Source organism: Curtobacterium sp. JUb34 (genome assembly GCF_003755065.1).
In the GTDB taxonomy this organism is placed as follows: Bacteria; Actinomycetota; Actinomycetes; order Actinomycetales; family Microbacteriaceae; genus Curtobacterium.
In genome coordinates this window covers 59,149-78,538 of record NZ_RJVH01000005.1, presented here as the reverse complement: position 1 = coordinate 78,538, position 19,390 = coordinate 59,149, and the positions used below count along the sequence as shown (strand labels likewise).

14 protein-coding genes are annotated in these 19,390 nt (G+C 72.1%); 9 read left to right on the top strand and 5 right to left on the bottom strand.

Features of this window, described 5'->3' with window-relative positions; translation table 11 throughout:
* The first annotated feature begins 42 nt into the window (after positions 1-42).
* The 5 genes from EDF63_RS16910 (at position 43) to EDF63_RS16890 (ending at position 7,102) form a co-directional block, all read left to right on the top strand.
* A complete protein-coding gene (locus EDF63_RS16910) occupies positions 43-1,263 on the top strand; it encodes a Gfo/Idh/MocA family protein (RefSeq protein WP_123314169.1) in 1,221 nt (406 codons plus the stop codon).
* Positions 1,260-2,264 carry a sugar phosphate isomerase/epimerase gene (locus EDF63_RS16905; protein WP_123314168.1) on the top strand — a complete coding sequence of 335 codons (1,005 nt, stop codon included), beginning with the start codon at positions 1,260-1,262 and terminating at the stop codon, positions 2,262-2,264. Before EDF63_RS16910 ends, EDF63_RS16905 begins: the two co-directional genes overlap by 4 nt.
* 172 nt (positions 2,265-2,436) lie before the next feature.
* Positions 2,437-3,429 carry a MoxR family ATPase gene (locus tag EDF63_RS16900; protein WP_260233154.1) on the top strand — a complete coding sequence of 331 codons (993 nt, stop codon included), beginning with the start codon at positions 2,437-2,439 and terminating at the stop codon, positions 3,427-3,429.
* On the top strand, positions 3,429-4,760 hold the full coding sequence (locus tag EDF63_RS16895) for a DUF58 domain-containing protein (RefSeq protein ID WP_123314166.1): 1,332 nt from the start codon (positions 3,429-3,431) through the stop codon (positions 4,758-4,760). The genes EDF63_RS16900 and EDF63_RS16895 overlap by 1 nt, the downstream gene beginning before the upstream one ends.
* On the top strand, positions 4,757-7,102 hold the full coding sequence (locus EDF63_RS16890; protein WP_123314165.1) for a DUF3488 and transglutaminase-like domain-containing protein: 2,346 nt from the start codon (positions 4,757-4,759) through the stop codon (positions 7,100-7,102). Before EDF63_RS16895 ends, EDF63_RS16890 begins: the two co-directional genes overlap by 4 nt.
* Positions 7,103-7,264: 162 nt before the next feature.
* Here EDF63_RS16890 and EDF63_RS16885 read toward each other — a convergent pair whose 3' ends face one another.
* Positions 7,265-7,870: a TetR/AcrR family transcriptional regulator gene (locus EDF63_RS16885; RefSeq protein WP_123314164.1), complete on the bottom strand. Its 606-nt coding sequence runs from the start codon at positions 7,868-7,870 to the stop codon at positions 7,265-7,267.
* A 225-nt stretch (positions 7,871-8,095) separates the two neighbouring features.
* On the bottom strand, positions 8,096-8,881 hold the full coding sequence (locus tag EDF63_RS16880) for a trimeric intracellular cation channel family protein (protein WP_123314163.1): 786 nt from the start codon (positions 8,879-8,881) through the stop codon (positions 8,096-8,098).
* 69 nt (positions 8,882-8,950) lie between these two features.
* Between EDF63_RS16880 and efeU the strand changes: the two genes are divergently transcribed.
* From efeU to efeB, 3 genes are read left to right on the top strand one after another with little or no spacing between them, the layout of a single operon-like run.
* Positions 8,951-10,546, top strand: coding sequence for an iron uptake transporter permease EfeU (gene efeU, locus EDF63_RS16875; protein WP_123314162.1), 1,596 nt, complete (start codon positions 8,951-8,953; stop codon positions 10,544-10,546).
* Complete coding sequence (efeO, locus tag EDF63_RS16870) at positions 10,533-11,756, top strand: iron uptake system protein EfeO (RefSeq protein ID WP_123314161.1); 1,224 nt, start codon at positions 10,533-10,535, stop codon at positions 11,754-11,756. The genes efeU and efeO overlap by 14 nt, the downstream gene beginning before the upstream one ends.
* Positions 11,753-13,054: an iron uptake transporter deferrochelatase/peroxidase subunit gene (gene efeB / locus EDF63_RS16865; RefSeq protein WP_123314160.1), complete on the top strand. Its 1,302-nt coding sequence runs from the start codon at positions 11,753-11,755 to the stop codon at positions 13,052-13,054. Before efeO ends, efeB begins: the two co-directional genes overlap by 4 nt.
* 329 nt (positions 13,055-13,383) lie before the next feature.
* Here the strand turns inward: efeB and EDF63_RS16860 are convergent, their stop codons facing one another.
* From EDF63_RS16860 to EDF63_RS16850, 3 genes are all read right to left on the bottom strand, one after another.
* A complete protein-coding gene (locus EDF63_RS16860; RefSeq protein ID WP_123314159.1) occupies positions 13,384-15,726 on the bottom strand; it encodes a bifunctional UDP-sugar hydrolase/5'-nucleotidase in 2,343 nt (780 codons plus the stop codon).
* Between the two features lie 66 nt (positions 15,727-15,792).
* The gene (locus EDF63_RS16855; protein ID WP_123314158.1) at positions 15,793-16,728 is read right to left on the bottom strand and encodes a sugar phosphate isomerase/epimerase; all 936 of its coding nucleotides are present in this window, start codon (positions 16,726-16,728) and stop codon (positions 15,793-15,795) included.
* Entirely contained in the window at positions 16,725-17,882 is a 1,158-nt protein-coding gene (locus tag EDF63_RS16850) for a Gfo/Idh/MocA family protein (RefSeq protein ID WP_185021490.1), read from the bottom strand. Before EDF63_RS16850 ends, EDF63_RS16855 begins: the two co-directional genes overlap by 4 nt.
* 76 nt (positions 17,883-17,958) lie before the next feature.
* On the opposite strand from EDF63_RS16850, the gene EDF63_RS16845 reads away from it, so the two are divergent.
* Positions 17,959-19,380, top strand: coding sequence for a glucose-6-phosphate dehydrogenase (locus EDF63_RS16845; RefSeq protein WP_123314156.1), 1,422 nt, complete (start codon positions 17,959-17,961; stop codon positions 19,378-19,380).
* The last annotated feature ends 10 nt before the right edge of the window (positions 19,381-19,390 follow it).

Here is a 19,390-nt window from a genome sequence, read left to right as displayed (position 1 = left end):
GAACGTTCCAGAATCGCACCGTACTTCTCGAAGGAGAGAACCATGAGCGACAGCATCGGCGTCGCCGTCATCGGGGCGGGCATGGCGGGCAAGGCCCACATGGCCGCGTGGCGGAACGCCCCCTCACTCTTCGCCCCGACGCTGCCGCCCGTGCGGCTCGTGTCGATCGGCGACGTCTACGAGCCCCTCGCGGCCGAGGCCGCGCAGCGCTTCGGCTTCGCACGGCACGACACGGACTGGCGAGCCATCGCCGAGGCCGACGACATCGACGTCGTGAGCGTCGTGGTCGCGAACACGCTGCACCGCGAGATCGTCGAGGGCCTGTTGGCCGCCGGCAAGCACGTCCTGTGCGAGAAGCCGCTGTCGGACTCGCTCGAGGACGCACGGGCGATGGCCACCGCGGCCACCGAGGCATCGCAGCGCGGGCTCGTCGCCCGTGTCGGCTTCACCTACCGTCGCGCTCCCGGCCTCGCCGCGATCAAGCAGCTCGTCGAGGACGGCACGCTCGGTCGCGTCCTGCACGTCTCCGGTCGCTACTGGACCGACTACGGCTCCTCGCCCGACGTGCCCTTCTCGTGGCGCTTCGCGGGTGCCCCCGGCACCGGCGCCCTCGCCGACGTCGGCTCGCACCTGGCGTACGTGGCCGAGTTCCTGGCCGGCGAGGTGCAGAGCGTCAACGGCGGCATGTTCACGACGGCCGTCACGAAGCGCCCGATCGCCGCCGGGTTCGCCCTGCGCGGGCAGGCCGTCCCGTTGACGGGGGAGTTCGCGGACGTCGAGAACGACGACTACGCCACCTTCAACGCACGCTTCGGCGACGGCTCCGTGGTGGGCTCGCTCGAGGTGTCCCGTGTCGCCACCGCGCACCCGAACGGTCTGGTCGTCGAGGTCTTCTGCGAGAACGGTGCTGCCCGCTGGGACCAGGAGCGCGCCTCGGAGATCGGCCTCGCGCTGCAGTCCGACGGCTCGCGCCTGGGCGGGTACCGCCAGGTCGTCCTCGGCCCGGACCACCCCTACGTCGCCGGCGGCATGGCGATGGACGCCCCCGGTGTCGGCTGGGGACAGAACCAGATGTTCGAGTACCAGGCCCGCGCGTTCCTCGACGAGGTCGCCGGCGTCGCCGACCCGCTGCCGGCGAACGCCACGTTCGACGACGGTGTGCACAACATGGAGATCCTCGACGCGGTGGCCCGGTCCGCCGCGGCCGGCGGGGCCGCCCTCGACGTGCCGCCCGTCCGCACCACCGAAGGAGCACACGCATGAAGCTCGGGCTGTACAACGCGATCTTCCACGACCGACCGCTCGCCGACGCCCTGGCGGCGATCGCGGGCAACGGCCTGACGGGCATCGAGCTGAACACCGGTGGGTTCCTGCCCCCGGTGCACGTGCCGGACATCGACGCGATCCTCGAGTCCGACGAAGCCCGCGACGCCTTCCTCGCCCAGTTCGAGGGCACCGGGGTCTCGATCGCCGGCCTGAACTGCAACGGCAACCCGCTGCACCCGGACCGTGCGATCGGCGACGCCCACGCCGAGGACGTCCGGCGCAGCATCCGCCTCGCCGCACGCCTGGGCCAGGACCGCGTCGTCACGATGTCGGGGCTGCCCGCGGGCGAGCCCGGCGGCACACGACCGAACTGGATCGTGAACGCCTGGAACTCCGCCGCACTCGACGTCATCGAGTACCAGTGGAGCATCGCGGTGCCGTTCTGGCAGGAGATCGACGCCTTGGCCCGCGAGCACGGCGTGAAGGTCGCGCTCGAGCTGCACCCGCAGAACGTCGTGTTCAACCCGGCGACGATCCGCGAGCTCGTGCAGCGCGGCGGCCTGACGAACGTCGGCGTCGAACTCGACGCGAGTCACCTGTTCTGGCAGCAGATGGACCCGGTGGCGGTCGTCCGCGACCTCGGCGACCTGGTCGTCCACGCCGCTGCGAAGGACGTCCGGATCAACCCGCACGCGGCGATCAACGGCGTGCTCGACAACTCGTTCCGTCGGCTGTCGCCGGACGAGCCGCGCACGAACCTCGGTGGCGACGAGTGGGCCAACGAGTGGCCGAAGCCGTCCGCGTGGGACTTCGTCGCGCTCGGCAAGGGCCACGACGAGGCGTACTGGTCGGCGTTCCTCGAGGCCCTGCGCGAGGTGGACCCGGACATGTGGGTCAACATCGAGCACGAGGACACCGAACTCGGTCGCGAAGAAGGGGTCGCGGTCGCCGCGGAGGTCCTGCGCGCAGCCGACGCAGCGCTCGCGACGCGCGCGTGAGCCGCTCCTGAGACGCACCACGCGATCCGGACGGGAGGCCCGTGGCACGTGCGCCGACCGGCGAACGTTCCACGGGCCTCCCGTCCACTGCGCATCGGTGACACGCCCACCGGGCGCTGTCACCGGACCGAGGTAGCATGCACGACACCTGTCCCGAGACGAGGAGCCCTGCGTGCCGGAGCCGACCGACCCCGCCTTCCCCCTCGAGCGCATCCGAGAGGTCGGCGACGCGATCGTCGCGTCCGTGTCGACGGTCATCGACGGCAAGACGGAGGCGATCCGCACCGCGCTCACCGTGATGCTCGCCGAGGGGCACCTGCTCGTCGAGGACGTCCCCGGCGTCGGCAAGACGGTCCTCGCGAAGGCGCTCGGCGCCTCGGTGGGCGGCTCGGTGAACCGCATCCAGTTCACGTCGGACATGCTGCCGTCGGACGTCACCGGGGTGAACATCTTCGACCAGTCCTCGAGCACGTTCCGGTTCTCACCGGGGCCGGTGTTCGCGAACGTCGTCATCGGCGACGAGATCAACCGCACGAGCCCGAAGACCCAGTCCGCCCTGCTCGAGGCGATGGCCGAGTCGCAGGTGACCGTCGACGGCGTGACCCGACAGCTCGACCGGCCGTTCATGATCGTGGCGACGCAGAACCCGATCGACATGGAGGGCACCTACCCGTTGCCCGAGGCGCAGCGCGACCGCTTCATGGCGCGCATCGCGATGGGGTACCCGAGCGTCGACGCCGAACGGCAGATGCTGGCGAACCGTGGCGGTGGCGATCCGCTGTCGCACCTGCGTCCGATCGTCGACGTCACCACCCTGCGCGCGATCATCGAGGCCGTCGCGAACGTCCACATCGCCCCCGACGTCGAGGCGTACGTCATCGCGATCGTCCGCTCCACCCGCACCCACCCCGACCTGGTGCTCGGTGCCAGCCCCCGCGCGACACTGCACCTGGCGCAGGCGGCTCGTGCCCACGCGGCGCTGCTCGGCCGGCCGTTCGTCACCCCGGACGACGTCGCCGCCCTGGCACCGATCGTGCTCGCGCACCGGCTCGTGCCGGTGGCCCGCGGGCTCGGTGGCACGGGCGAGGACACCGTGCGCGAGATCGTCGTCCGCATCGTCTCCGACACCGCCGTGCCGTTCACGGCGACCCCCGTCCGCTCCTGATGCCCGGCCGATCGGCACCGTCGTCGCTGCTGCGGCGCACCGGTGCCGCGCGCTCGACGCTCGGGCGCTTCGGCCGCCGCGGGCTGTCGCTGCTCCGGCGGACGCCGTTCCCCCGTCCGACCGTGCGCGGCTGGACCGTCATCGCGATCGGCATCGGGCTGGTCGGCGGCGGGCTCGTGGGCACCACCAGCGTCGCCGTGTCGGCCGGTCTGCTGCTGCTCGTGCTCGTCGTGCTCGGCATCGTGATGGCGTTCGTGGTCGCCGCGCCGCTCCGGGGCAGCCGGAGCACGGCCCGCGCGATCGTGCAGGTCGGCGAGGTCTACCGCGAGCGAATCACCCTCGGCAGCACCAGTCTGCCGATCGGTCCGCGATCGACCCTGCTCGTCCGCGAACAGCTCGAGGACGCCTTCGCGAGCGTGTCCGAGGCCGAGACGTACGCCCAGGTCGGACCCGGGCTGCCGCCGGCGGTGCTCGACGTCGAGGCGCTCGCCATGCACCGCGGCCGCACGCTGGTCGGACCGGTCACCATCCGGGTCGAGGACCCCTTCGGCCTGCTCCGCATCGACCGCCCGGTCGTCCCGGCAGAAGAGGTCGTCGTCGTCCCAGCGAGCGCACCCCTCACCGCCATCGACACCGGCGCCCTGGCCGGTGCCGTCTCCGCCGACGAAGGGCGGGTCGGGCAGGGCGGGTCCGCCGACGACAGCGAACTCCGGCCGTACCGTCCCGGCGACCCGATCCGTCGGGTGCACTGGGCGCAGAGCGCTCGTCGCGGCGAACTGCACGTCCGGCAGACCACGCAGGCGCAACCGCCCGAGGCCGTCATCGCCCTCGACGTCCGGCGCGAGTCGTACCAGGGCCTCGGGCGCGAGGACCTGGCGGAGCTGTCCGACCTGGGCGGTGACCAGGCCTTCGAACACGCGGTCGTCGTCGCTGCCAGTGTGGCCCGCGCCCTCGCTGCCCGGACGTCGCGCGTCGTGCTCGTCAGCGACGGCCCGTCGGGCAGCACCCGCCACGCCGGCGACGTCGGCGGCCTCACCGACGTGCTCGTCGGACTCGCCGACGTCCGACTCCGCAGCGACGCCCGCCCGGTGACCGAGGTCCTGCCCGAGGTGCGTGGACGGGACGTGCACGGCATGACCGCCGTCGTCACCGGCAACTGCACCGCCGAGCAGGCGGCCGAACTCGTGGCGGCGACGAGCGGATCGAGCCGCGGGATCATGGCGACGATCGTGCCGCCCGACCCCGTCGTCCGGGGGATCCTCGACCGCGGCGGCTGGCGCACCCTGGTGGTGCCGGTCGTCGGGGCGACCGCGGCCGGAGCCGCCCGGTGAGCGGCACCGCTGCGCCGTCGCGACGACCCGTCGACGTGCGCGAGGTCCTGGACCGCGACGACGACACCCGCGACACCCCCAGCACCTGGGTCGTCGCACTCGCCCCCGTCCCGGTGCTCGTCGCCGCACTCGCGATCCGTCCACTCGTGCAGGGAACCGCATGGTGGGTGTCCGGCGTCGTGGTCGTCGCGGTGCTCGTGGCCGTCATGCTCGCGGTGCGCCGCCGGCCCCCAGGCATCCGGTTCGTCGCGCTCGTCGCCACCCTCGTGCTGTGCTCGTGCGCCGCCGCCCTGGTCAACGACGTGCAACCCCTCGGCTGGTTGGACGCCGACGGGGCGTTGGGCGAGACGCTCGCGGCCATCCGCCTGAACCCCGCTCCCTTGCCGCAGACCGACGCGATCCGTCTGGTCGTGACCGTGTCGATCGCCTGGGTGGCGGGCGTCTCGCTCTTCCTCGCCGCCATCGCCCGGATCCCGTCGCTCGCGGCCGCGCCCGCGCTCGTGATCCTCATCGTCCCGGGCATCATCACCGGACAGCCGGCGGGCACCGCCCTCGTGGTCACCACGGCGGTCGCCTTCCTCGCCCTGCTGTGGCTGTCGGTCCGGCCCGTGCAACGTGCGGTGCCGGCCGCGGTCGTCGGCGCGATCGGACTCGTCGTGGCGATCGGCCTGCCCGCGATCGTGCCGCTCAACGCGAGCTGGCTGTCCGGCGTCACCGGTGCCGTCCAGTCGCCGATCCAGCCCGGTCGCCCCGGCACCCTGCTCGAGCTGGGCAACGACCTGCGGCAGCCGAGCGAGCTCGAGGTGCTCCGCTACCGGTCGTCCGACGGCCAGCCCGAGTACCTCAAGCTCGCCGACCTGGACGAGTTCGGTACCGGGGACTGGGTACCGACGGTCACCAACGCCGCCGATGCCGACACCGCCGACCAGCAGCAGTGGGCCGAGGGCGTGAACCCCCGGCTGGCGACGCGCGGCGACGTCACGGTCCGGATCACCGGGTTGTCCAGCACCTACCTGCCGGTGCCGTCCGGCGCGGTGTCGATCGATTCGCGGTCCACCAACCTCGACCTGTCCCAGTGGCGCTGGATGGGTGCCTCGAGCACCGTGCGGTCGACCGGTCCGGCCACGCCACGCGGTGCCACGTACGAGGTCTACGGCGCCTCGACCTTCGCCAACGCGTACCTCGACGCCGTCGCGGCCTCGGGCGCCCTGTCCCGTGCCGACGGCCGGGGCTTCCGCGAGCCGAGCGGCGACCAGCTGCAGACCGACCTGACGCTGCCGGACGACCTGCCCGGGAACATCTCGTCGACGGCCGAACGGGTGGCCGGGGCCTCGTCCGACGACTACGCCCGGGCCCGCGCGCTCGAGCAGTGGTTCCGCAGCGACCTGTTCACCTACTCCGAGACCGCCCCCGTCGAGCAGGGCTACGACGGCGACAGCATGGACGTCGTCTCGACCTTCCTGCGGGTGCGTGAGGGGTACTGCGTGCACTTCTCGTCGGCGATGGCCGTGATGGCCCGCACGCTCGGCATCCCGTCCCGCATCGCGGTGGGGTACCGGGCCGGGTCGGCGCAGCCCGACGGTGAGTACGCGGTGTCGAACCGGCAGCTGCACTCCTGGCCCGAGCTGTACATCCAGGGCGCCGGGTGGGTCGCCTTCGAGCCGACGCCGGACTCCGACGCGGCAGCGCAGCCGTCGACGGAACCGACGGCGACCCCGACCCCTGCGACCCCGGAATCGCCGCTCCCCGCGCCCGAGCAGTCCGCCCCCGCCGAGTCCTCCGCGACGCCGACCCCCTCGGCATCGGCGCTGCCCGGTGCGTCCGGGGCCGCGGGCGGCAGCGGTCCGGCCGGCTTGCTCTTCGGCGCGGCACTCGTCCTCGCGTTGCTCGTCGCGCCCGGTCTGGTCCGCGCGCTCCGGCGGCGATCGCGGTTGTCCGCCGTCGCTGCCGGGCGCTCCCCGGCGGTGAACGCCTGGCGCGAGGCCCTCGACGACGTCGCCGACCACGGGTACGCCCCGGGACTGGCTCCACCGGGCGACGCAGCGGCTGCGGCCCGGACCGCCCGAGCCGTCCTCGGGCGACTCCGTCCGGTGCTGCCGGCCTCGGTGATCCCGCACCTCGACGCCGTGGTCGATGCCGTCGACCGTGAACGGTTCGCGGGTGCCGGGGTCGCCTCGGTCGACGGCGACGCGCTGGTGCGGCACGTCCAGCAGGCGCGGGACGCCCTCGACGCCGCGGCGTCCGGTGGGAGGGTGGTGCGGTCGCGCCTGCTGCCGCCGAGCCTGCTGCCGTCGTCGGCGTGGTCGCACGAGGGCCGTCGCCGCTCCCGTCGCCCGGCCTGACCCCGGCTGGCCGCGGCACCGTGCGGGGATCGCCGGCTGGTGCGAGGTTGGCGGCTCCGTGCGGCGCGACAGCCAGTCACCGAGCGGTCAACACGGCACGGGATGGCCGCCGCCGCACCGTGCGCCGCCGCACCGTGCGCCGCAGCACCGTGCCCCACCAGATCAGCGGCGGACGACCGCCTCGACCAGAGCCGCGATGGTCTCACCGGGATCGACGCCCGGCAGCGCGGGGCCGTCGAACACGATGCCGACGTTCGCCCCGATCAGCACGGTGGCGAAGGTGTCGAGCGGCATGCCGGCGTCGACCTCCGGGTGCGCCCCGAACCACAGCCGTACCAGCTCGTGCACACCGTCCTGCAGCACCCGTCGCTGCCGCACGAACTCGGGCAGGAAGTCCGGGTGCCGGATCGCGTAGGCGCGGAACTCCGACAGCAGGGCGAACTGTGCGCGCTGGTCGTGCCGCCCGAAGGCCGCCCGGACGACGTCGCCGATGTCGGTCGCCGCGATGTCGGCGCGGACGAGTTCGCGCAAGGACTCGAGCACCAGGTTCGTCCCGCGCTGCATGACCTGCGCGAGCAGGTCCTCCTTCGACGAGAAGTTCGAGTAGACCGCTCCCTTGCTGAACCCGGCACGGGCGGCGACGTCGTCGAGCCGTGCACCGTGCACGCCCTGTTCGGCGAAGACGGCGGCGCCGGCGGTGAGCAGGCGCTCTCGGACCTCGGCGCGTGGTGTCCGCGGCGTGGGGGAGTCGGAGACGTCGTCGTTCATCGTTCCTGCAGGGGCGGGGCACCGGGATCGGAGGGCGCGGAGCGCTGGGGGCGGGAGACCTGCCGCGCCGCGCGTCTGAACCCGCGCGGCATCAGCGAAGCCCCCATCACCACGTCTGCGCGGAACCGCCGCGTTCGGGTCGCGTCGGTTCGGTGCTGACGACATGAGCCGGGTCGATACCCGACGGTAGCGATGCTACGCCGGAGCCCGGACAGATGACACCCCTCAGCCGTCGAACGAGGAATCCGTCGACGTGTCGTGTTCTTCGCGGACGCTGCCAGCCCCGGTGCGTCGTCCGGGGCGTCGGAGCAGCCGGAGTGCGTCCGGTCGCAGGCTCCGCCCACGCCGCAGCAGCGAGCCGAGCGTCGACTTCGGCTGCCAGTCGCGGCCGTTCGGCAGCCCCCAGCCACGGCGGACGGCACCCCACCGGAGTCCGAGCGACAGCGCGATCGCGGCGACGATCCCGATCGTCGGCGAGCCGAGCGCGGACGCGACGACCATCACCGCCGACGCCGCGACGGCCACGGTGGCGTACAGGGCGTTCCCGCCGAACACCGCGGGCACGCGGCGGAGCAGCAGGTCGCGCATGGCGCCGCCGCCGACCGCGGTGATCGTCCCCATGATGATCGCGGCCGGCCACTCGAGGCCGGCGTCGTAGGTGCGCTGCACCCCGACCACCGCCCAGAAGCCGATCACGGCCGCGTCGAGCACGGTGAACAGGCGGTCCCAGGTGATCTCGGAGAACGACACGAAGAAGGCGATGAGCGCCCCGGCCAGGGCGACCGGCACGTAGAGCGGGTCGACGAGCGCGACGGGCGGACCGTTCTGCAGCAGGGTGTCGCGCAGCATGCCGCCGCCCAGCCCCGACACGAACCCGACGACCAGGAATCCGAACAGGTCGAAGTCCATCGCCCGGGCGATCGATCCGCCGAGCAGGGCGGACGCGAACACCCCGGCGAGGTCGAGCACGTTCGTGACCGACGCCAGGCCCTCGACGGACAGCAGGTTCATGAGAACCATCAAACCCCACGCCGGACGACTGGCGGGCCGAACGGCGGTTAGGTTAGCCTCACCTACGTCATGCTCGCCACCCTCGTCATCGGCCTCCGTGAAGGCCTCGAAGCGACGCTCATCGTCGGCATCATCGCCGCGTTCCTGCGTCGCAACCGTGTCCCCCTCGCCCCCATGTGGTTCGGCGTCGGGGTCGCCGTCGTGCTCAGCATCGCCGTCGGGTTCGGCCTGCAGGTCGTCGAGCAGGCGCTGCCGCAAGCGCAGCAGGAGGGCATGGAGGCGGTCATCGGCATCGTCGCCGTGATCTTCGTCACCGGCATGATCGTCTGGATGCGCACCCACGCGCGCACGCTGACGAAGGAACTCGAGGCGAGCGCGACCGAGGCGCTCGGCCGCGGTACCGCTTGGGCCCTGGCCGGCATGGCGTTCCTCGCCGTCCTCAAGGAGGGCTTCGAGACCGCGGTCTTCCTCCTCGCCACCTTCCAGGCATCGTCCGACACCGGCCTCGCCGCCCTCGGTGCCGTCATCGGCATCGCCGGCGCCGTCGTCGTCGGGTACGGCATCTACACCGGCGGCGTCCGACTGAACCTGTCGAAGTTCTTCACCGGCACCGGGGTCTTCCTGGTGTTCGTCGCCGGCGGACTCGTGCTGACGGTCCTCCGCCGGGCGCACGAGGCCGGCTGGGTCGTCATCGGGCAGCAGCGCACCGTCGACCTGTCCTGGCTCGCCCCGAACGGTTCGGTGCAGGGCGCCCTGGTCACCGGCGTCCTCGGCATCCCGCCCGACCCTCGGGTCATCGAGGTGCTCGGCTGGGTCCTGTACGTCGTGCCCGTCCTGGCGTTGACGCTCTGGCCCCGCGCCTGGCGTCCGTCACCGGCACGCGTCCCCGTGGTCCGCGCCTCCGTCGCCGGCGCGCTCGCTCTCGCAGCCGCGGCACTGGCGGTCGCCGTGCCGACGGGCGGGGTCGACCTGCCGCGCACCGCTGCGGTCGGCGGCGACGCCACGTCCGTCTCGGCGGACGTCCACGGAGCGTCCGGCGTCCTCCGCGTGGCCGGCACCACCACCGGCCAGGAGGCGCGGCTGACGTTGCCGACGTCGGCCCACCGCCGCGTGACCCGCGCGGGCGTGGCCGCCGACCGGTGGCGGATCCGCACGTCGGCCACCGCCGCGGACCGCCCCGCGACGCTGACGCTCGACGACCTCGTCGACCTGTTCGGCCGGATCCCGGTGGGCATCTCACCGTCGACGAACCCCGGTCCGTTCACCGCCCGCTGGGCGGTGCGCGACACCGTGACCCTCTGGACGGTCGGTGGTGGGGTCCTGGACGCCACCCGCGACGAACGCACGGTGCTGACGCTGAGCGACGGGGGCCTCCCGTCCGCGCGCACCACGACCCTGGACCGCCCCGTGTGGTCCGTCCCCGACTCCCGCGTCGAGCGGTCCGCCACTGCGGTGGCGACCGCGGACACGCGGGCCGCCGAGCTGCTGCTCTGGAAGGCCTGGCTGCCGATCGCCCTCGGCGTCGCGGCCGCCGCCCAGGCAGTGCTCGCACTCCGTGACCGCCGTCGTCGGACGGCACCCGTGACCCCCACCCCCGAAACCGTCCCGACACGCGGCCCACCCGCCGGGGACCCTGCAAGGAGCAACGACTATGCCGTTCGGTAAGCCCCCCGTTCGACCCCTGATCACCCTCGGCGCCCTCGGCGTCGTCACCGCCCTCGCACTCGCCGGCTGCGCGAGTTCCGACGGTGCGTCCGACAGCTCCACCGACGCCGCGAAGGTCTCCCGCGTCACCATCACCCTGACGAACGACGGCTCGGACCAGTGCAAGGTCTCCGAGACGAAGGTGCCGGCCGGCCCCGTCACGTTCTCGGTGGAGAACGAGTCCTCGACCGCCATCACCGAGGTCGAACTCCTGCAGGACCAACGGATCCTGGGCGAGAAGGAGAACCTCGCACCCGGGCTCGACGCCGTGCAGTTCACCGCGACCCTGACCGGTGGGAAGTACCAGGTGTACTGCCCCGGAGCCGACACCGAGCTCACCGACTTCACCGTCACCGGCAAGGTCGCCTCGACCGCGAACAGCAGCGCCGCCACCCTGCTCGACGAGGGCACGAAGGGCTACGCCGACTACGTCGACGGCCAGGTCACCGACATGGTCACCGCGGTGCAGCAGCTGCAGGAGGACGTCGACGCGGGCGACCTCGACGCCGCGAAGACCGACTACGCCAACGCCCGCCCGTTCTACGAGCACGTCGAGAGCGACGTCGACGGCTTCGTGAAGAAGGGGTTCAAGGCCACCGACAACGCCGGCAACCTCGACTACCTGATCGACATGCGCGCGTCGAACCTCGACCCGGCCGTCGGCTGGAGCGGGTTCCACGCCGTCGAGAAGGACCTGTTCCAGGCGGGGGAGATCACCGCCTCGACGAAGAAGACCGCCGCCGACCTGACCGAGAACGTCCAGCTGCTCGCGAAGCTCGTCCCGACCCTGGACTACAAGCCGGAGGACCTGGCCAACGGCGCGGCCGGCCTGCTCGAAGAGGTCCAGTCGAACAAGGTCACCGGCGAGGAGGAGGCGTACAGCCACATCGACCTCGTCGACCTCGCCGCCAACGTCGAGGGCGCCCGCCAGGCCTTCGCCTACCTCAAGCCGGGCCTGACGAAGCTCGACCCGACGCTGACGAAGCAGATCGCGAAGCAGTTCGACGCGACGAACACGCTGATGGACGGCTACCGGAACGCCGACGACCTCGGCGGCTTCGACACGTGGGACGCCGCGACCAAGAAGTCCGACGCCAACACGGTCTCGCAGCAGATCCAGGCGCTGCAGGACCCGCTGTCCCGCCTCGCCGAGAAGGTCGCCACCGCGTGACGCACCCCGACGACGACCGCGCAGCCCGTACCGGGGTCTCCCGGCGCGGGCTGTTCGGCGCGGGACTCGCCGCGGCCGGAGCCGGTGCTGGCGCCGCTGCCGGCATCGGCGGCGCGACGGCCGCGACGGGCGTCAACCCGTTCACGGCGGCCGCGAACGGCGACGAGTCCATCGACCTGTCGCAGAGCCACCCGTTCTACGCGACCGCCGCACGGCAGCCGCAGGGCGGTGTGCAGACCGCGCCCCAGCGGTACTGCGTGTTCATGACGTTCGACCTGTCCACGAGCGTCACGACCGAACTGCAGGTGCTCCTCGCCCGCTGGTCGGCGGCGATCGCCCAGCTGCAGGCCGGCAAGACCGTCGGCAGCGTCGAGCCCGCCCACGGTGACGGCGTCGGCGCGGACACCGGTGAGGCGCTCGACCTCGGGCCGGCGTCCCTGACCGTCACCGTCGGACTCGGCCCCGGCGTCTTCGACGAGCGGTTCGGGCTGGCCGACAAGCGACCGGCCGCGCTCGCCGACGTCCCCCGCTTGCCGAGCGACAACCTGCAGGCCGGACTGACCGGCGGCGACCTGTCGTTGCAGGCCTGCGCCGACGACCCCCAGGTGGCGTACCACGCCGTCCGCGACCTGGCCCGGATGGCCCGCGGTACCGCGACCGTGCGCTGGACGGTGCTCGGCTTCGGCCGCGCGTCGGCCGGCCCGCACCAGTCGACGCCGCGCAACCTGATGGGCTTCAAGGACGGCACCCGGAACATCACCACGGACGAGGACCACGACCGCTTCGTCTGGGTCGACGAGCCGGGCGACGGTGCGGCGTGGATGACCGGCGGCACGTACCAGGTGGTGCGGAAGATCCGGATGAACATCGAGATCTGGGACGCCGACGTCGTGAGCGACCAGCAGCGCGTGTTCGGCCGGACCAAGATCGAGGGCGCACCGCTGTCCGGTGGGACCGAGCACACGACGCCGGACTTCGCGGCGACCGGCACGGACGGCGACACGAAGATCGATGCGACGTCGCACATCGCCCTGGCCGCCCACGAGGCGAACGGCGGCGTGAAGATCCTGCGCCGTCCGTACAACTACACGGACGGCCTCAACGAGTACGGCCAGCTCGACGCTGGTCTGCTGTTCCTGGCGTACATGAACGACCCGGAGCACTTCACGCAGCTGCAGCGGAAGCTCGGCGCCTCGGACCGACTGAACGAGTACATCTCGCACATCGGGTCCGCCGTGTTCGCGATCCCGCCGGCACCGCGCAAGGGGTCGTACATCGGCGAGCAGCTGTTCCGCTGAGCGTGCACGGCGCGCGCTGACGTCGCCTTTAGGGTGGGCACCCTCCGCCGTTTCCCTGGAGGCGGAGGGCGCCCGCGTCGCGGAGTCTCGTCGAACGGAACCACCGCCGACCTGAGAGGCGACCCGGCGCGACGCGTCGCGATGCGACAGGGCTGACAGTACCCCGCGGATCCCCGGATCCGCAGTGCCGGTGCTGCTATGGGACAGTGAGCGCGGCAGCGGATCCGCGCGCGGTGCGCGACGGACGTGATCCGTGCCTCCCGGAACGCCGGAACGGGCCGGCCCACGGTGGTGGGACGGCCCGTTCGCGTCGGACTGGAGGCTCGGCTTCAGTCCGTCCCGACGCTCGCGTCGGTCCGTGCGCGCTTCCGGCGCACGGCGACGAGCGCTGTGGTGCCCGCCAGGAGGAGCAGGCCCGCCGCGATCCCCGGCACGGTCAGGTCCGCACCCGTGTAGGCGAGGTCACCGCCCGCGTTCGTGGAGTCGGACGGGTCGCCTGCCAGGTCCGTGCCGGTCCCGGTACCCGCTCCGGGGTCGCTGCCGGCACCCGGGCCGTCCCCGTTCCCCGCGCCCGGGTCGGCCGGCTCCGTGGGGTCGGTCGGGTCCGTGGGCTCGGTCGGGTCGGTCGGGTCGACGGCCGCAGCGAGCGGGATGGTCACGGCGAGCGTGATCGTCTGGCCGCCCGGCAGGGTGACGACGAGCGGCTCGTCCGTGGTGGCGGCGGCACGGGCAGCCGACCGGACCGTCGCTGCGTCCGCAGACGACTCGGTGGTCGGCACGGCGAAGGTCAGCGTCGCACGACCCTGCTCGTCGTTCGTGTCGGTGATCGTCGGGTCGATCTCGGCGGTGGCGAGCTCGACGTCGCCAACGCTGACCGACACGGTGCCGGCCGCGGCGGGGTCGTCGGTGCTGAAGACGAGCGACGACAGGTCGACCGTGATCTCGTCTCCGGGCCGGAACCCGCCCTCAGGGGTCGGCGTGACCGTGGCGCCGACGGCACGCTGGTCGGACGGCGGCGTGACCGTCGGGTTGGCCAGGAAGTAGTCGACCTGCGCCTGCAGGTCGACCTGGCCCGAGTCGGCGATGTTGGTGCCGGTCGCGAAGGCGGCGAAGTTGTCGCCACCGGTCGACAGGAAGGAGTTGACCGTCACCTTGAGGGTGTCGTCGAGGGCGATCGGCTCACCGTCGAGGGTCATGCCGGTGATGCGTTCGCCACGGCCCTTCGCGGGGTCGTAGGTGTACGCGAAGCCGTCCGAGACGCCGAGCTTGAGGAACGGACGCGGCAGGCCGTCCGGCTGCCACTGCTGCTCGAGGGCGTCCTTGATCTGCTGGCCGGTCATGTCCTCGGTGACCAGGGTGTTCGCGAACGGCTGGACGAGCGCGGCTTCCTTGTAGGTCACCGTGCCGTCGGGGTCGCCCGCGCCGCTCGACGCGTAGAGCATGTCCGTGCGCAGGCCACCGGGGTTCATGAAGGCGACCTGTGAGCCGTTCCGCTCGGTCGCGGAGCGCTGCACCTCGGCGATGGAGTTGCCCAGGACGGACTCGCCACCGCGGTTCTCGGTCGTGCGGTCCGACTGCACCGCACGACGCAGGTCGCCGGTAATCTCGCCGAGCTTCTTGCTGCCCTCGACGTCGGCGACGGCCTTCGCAGCCGTCACGATGTCGGCCACCGCGTCCACCGAGGTCGGGTCGGCCGGCACACGGGTCTCACCGTTGACCGACTCGACCTCGGACGTGATGCCGGTGAGCTGCTTGTCGGCGTCGACGGTGAGCTGCAGGTGTCCGTAGTTCACGCCGTAGGAACCGGTCTGGATCACCGGACGCTTCGTGCCGTCGGGACCCGCGATCGAGTGGTTGTACGTCGCGTGGGTGTGCGCCGACACGATCGCCGACACCTTCGACGAGACGCCCGAGGTGATCGCGCCGAACACGCCGGAGCCGGTCGCGTCGGCGAGCGCGTTCGTCGGTGCGCCCTCGTGCACGAGCAGGACGAGCACGTCGGCCTCGCCGTTGGTGTCGACACCGTCCGTGAGCTGCTCGGCGTACTTGTTGACCTGGCTGACGATCGGGGCCATCGCGAGGCCCTCGACACCGCCGGGGCTGACGAGCCCCGGGATGAGGTCCTCGGTGGTCGCGCCGATGAAGCCGACCTTCACGCCGCCCTTCTCCACGATGGAGTACGGCTCGAACGCGGGGTCGGTCGTGCCCTCCTCCACGATGTTCGCCGAGACGTACGGCCAGTCGGCCCGGTCCTCGATGCGGCCGGTCAGGTCGTCCTGGCCCTTGTCGAGCTCGTGGTTGCCGATCGCGCTGACGTCGAGGTCCATGGCGTTGAGTGCGTCGATCGTCGGGATGTCCTGCTGGATCAGCGAGGTGAACGTCGAGGCACCGACGTTGTCGCCGACGCTGGCGAAGATCGTGTTCGGGTTGGCCTCGCGGTACGACTGCACGACGCCGGCGAGCTTCGCTGCGCCCGCGGCCTTGTCGACGGCGGTGCCCTCGGACTCGATGCGGCCGTGGAAGTCGTTGACGTCGATGATGTCGATCGTCGTGTCGCCCTCGGCGGCGACGGCGGTGGAGGGGACGGACAGTGCGACGAGCACACCCGCGGTGGCGAAGGCCGCGCCGCTGGCGATGCGCCGTCGGCGGCGCGGAGAGGAGTGGAGGTTCATCGTCGGAGAACCTATGAGGACGCACAGCCGACCCGCCAGTGTCACCTCGAAGTCGTCACACGACGTTCACATGGACGGGGGTTCCTGCGCGATGAGGGGGCGGAGCGTGCGGTGGGCGATGCGCAGCCCCTCGAGGACCTTCTCGTCCGTGCCGCCCCAGAGCGGGTCCTCGTGCTCGACGGACAGGGTGCCGTCGAAGCCGGCCTCGTACAGACGGTCGACGACGTGCGGCCAGTCCACGACCCCGCGGCCCGGCACCCGGAAGCGCCACCATCCCATGTCCCACGGGTCGTCGCCCTTGTCGACCTTGCCGAAGAAGCCGTACTCGTTGCGCTTCGCGGGGAAGAGCTCGAGGTCCTTCGCCTGCGCGTGCACGATGTGCTCGGCGAACGGCAGGATCGTCTCGACCGGGTCGATGCCGATCCAGGTCAGGTGCGACGGGTCCCAGTTCAGCCCGAAGCCGAGTCCGGTGACCCAGCCCCAGAGCTCGGGGGAGTACGCGATGTTGCCGGGGTACCCGTCGGGGTGCCAGCCCTCCATGACGCAGTTCTCGATGATCAACCGCACGCCCCGCTCGCCGGCGTAGTCGACGAGTTCGGGCAGCACCCGGTCGCCCTCGGCCATGTTCTCGCGCACGGACTTCGTGGTGTCACGGCCGATGAACGTGCCCACGTACGGCACGCCGAGCAGCTGCGCGGTGTCGATCGCGTGCCTGAGGTGGGTGCGGACCTCCTCGCGCCGGGCGAGGTCGTGGTGCAGGTTGTTCTCGTAGTACGCGAGTGCCGAGATCTCGAGCCCGGTGCGCTCGAGCAGGTCTCGGGTCGTCGCAGCGTCCTCGTCGGTGAACGTCGCCACCGGAAGGTGCGCCGCCTCGAAGTCGCGGCCACCGGTGCCCGGCCACACGCCGACCTCGAGGCGCTCGTAGCCCTGTCCAGCGGCGAACTCCGCGATGCGGTCGAGGGGCCAGGCCGGCAGACAGGCCGTCAGCATGCCGAGCTTCACCGGATCTCCCGCCAGGTGGTCTCGGCGGCGCTGCCGATCACGGCGTCGATGATGTCGGCGGAGCGAGCGCCGTCCGCGAAGGTCGGCAGGCCGTCCGGTGCCACACCGGTGCGGACCGCGGTGTAGGTGTCGGCGACGAAGGCGGCGAACGCGTCGAGGTACCCCTGCGGGTGTCCGGACGGCACGATGGCCAGACGCCGCTGGTCCGGGTACCCCTGCGACGGGTCACGCACGACGATCTGCGCGCCGCGCTCGTTGCCGAACCACGCGGACTCGGGCTGCTCCTGGTCGAAGGCAGCACTGCCGCGGGTGCCGTCGACCTCGAACCACAGACGGTTCTTCCGACCCGAGGCGACCTGCGAGATCACCACGTTGCCGATCCGGCCGGTGCGGGTGCGGAACGTCGCGACCGCGGTGTCCTCGGTGGTGACCTCGGCCCGTTCGGCGGCATCGGCGACCGGGTCGGGATCCGGTGAGCCGGAGAACGAGGGGCCCGATGCCGCGGGCCGGGTCGGGTACACGATGTCGGTCGCCGCGGACACCGAGGTGAAGCGCTCGCCGGTGACGAACTCGACCAGGTCGCACCAGTGCGAGCCGATGTCGGCGAACGCCCGGGACGATCCGCTCGAGGTCGGGTCGACCCGCCAGCTCGAGGCGTCCTCGTCGAGCATCCAGTCCTGCAGGTAGTGACCGTGCACGGCGAGCAGCCGGCCGAGTTCCCCGTCGGCGATGCGCGCGCGGATCTCGCGGACCATGGGGTGGTAGCGGTAGACGAACGGCACCGCGGCGACCACGCCGGCGTCGGCAGCCGCCGCGACGAGTTCGGCGGCCTGCGCCGGGTCGATCGCGAGGGGCTTCTCGCACACCACGTTGATGCCGGCGGCGATGACCGCCATGGCCTGCGGGTGGTGCTGGTCGTTCGGCGTGCAGATGTGCACGACGTCCGGGGCGTCCGCGATCACGTCGTCGAGCGAGGCGTACCCGCGCGGCAGGTCGAGCTGCGCCGCGACCTGCTCGGAGCGTGACGCGTTCCGGCCGAGCACGCCGAGCACCTCGGCACCCGCAGCCCGGGCCGCGCGGGCGTGGACGCCCGCGATCATGCCGGTGCCGACCACGACGACGCGGAGGCGTCGTCCTTCGTACCCACTGCTCATGGTGCTCCCTCGCGCCGGACTGACACCACCGTAGCGGCCCGGCCATCCACCGGGGCCGATGAGTACCGTCGGGGGCATGTCGAGCCTCCAGACCAGCCTGCTCATCCTCGGAGCCAGCGGCGACCTGTCCAAGCGCCTGCTCCTGCCGGGTCTCGCGACCCTGCTCGAGGTCAAGGACGACTGGGACGTCCAGCTCATCGGGGCGGGTGTCGAAGACCTCTCCGACGCCGACTGGAAGGCGCAGGTGCGCGAGTCCTTCGAGAACGCGCAGGCGTCGAAGAACGAGGGCGACGAAGGCGCGGAAGGGGAGACGTCGCTGTCCGCGCGGCTGCAGGCAGTCATCGACGCGTCCTCGTACCGCAAGGCCGATGTCACGAGTCCCGACGACCTGCGCGCGCTGCTCGGGGCGTGCGACCACGACCCCGCGATCTACTTCGCCCTGCCCCCGGCCGTGACCGAGAAGAGCTGCGAACAGCTCGCCCACCTCGACCTGCCGAAGCGGACCCGCCTGGCGCTCGAGAAGCCGTTCGGCACCGACGCCGCCAGCGCCGAACACCTGAACGACCTGCTGCACTCGTTCATCCCCGAGGAGCGCATCCACCGGGTCGACCACTTCCTCGGTCGCTCGACGGTGCTCAACCTGATCGGGCTGCGCTTCGCGAACCGCATCATCGAGCCGCTGCTGTCCTCGCAGCACGTCGAACGCGTCGACATCGTGTACGACGAGACCCTCGGCCTCGAAGGACGCGCCCGCTACTACGACAAGGCCGGCGCCCTCACCGACATGATCCAGAGCCACCTGCTCCAGGTCATGGCGGTCGTGGCGATGGAGGCGCCGGCGTCGATCGACGCCGACGACCTGCGGACCCAGAAGGAGCTCGTGCTCCGCGCCGTCCGACCCTGGGGCGGGGACGTCGTCGCCGCCGGCAAGCGCGCCCGCTACACCGCGGGCACGGTCGGCGACCGGAAGCTGCCGTCGTACGCCGACGAGGACGGCGTCGACCCGTCGCTCGGCACCGAGACCCTGGCCCAGCTGACCCTCGAGATCGCGAACTGGCGATGGGCCGGGGTGCCCTTCACGCTGCGGTCCGGCAAGGCGCTCGCGAAGCAGCGCCGCGAGATCGTCATCACGTTCAAGGACTCCCCGCAGGTGCCCGTCGGTCTGTCCGGCGCCGCGCAGCCGGACCGACTCCGGATCTGGATCGCCCCGGACGAGATGCAGCTCGAGCTCAACGTCAACGGCCCCGGCGACCCGTACACGATCGACCGCACCAGCCTCGAGACGACGTTCAACCCCGGACGGCTCAGCGCCTACGGCGAGGTCCTGGCCGGTGTGCTCGAAGGTGACGCGACCCTGTCGGTCCGTGGCGACAGCGCCGTGCAGGGCTGGAAGGTCGTCGGGCCGTTCCTCGACGCGTGGAAGGCCGGCACGACGCCCCTCGACGAGTACCCGGCGGGCTCGAGCGGTCCTGAGGACTGGGACAACATCGACGCCTGACCCGGACGGC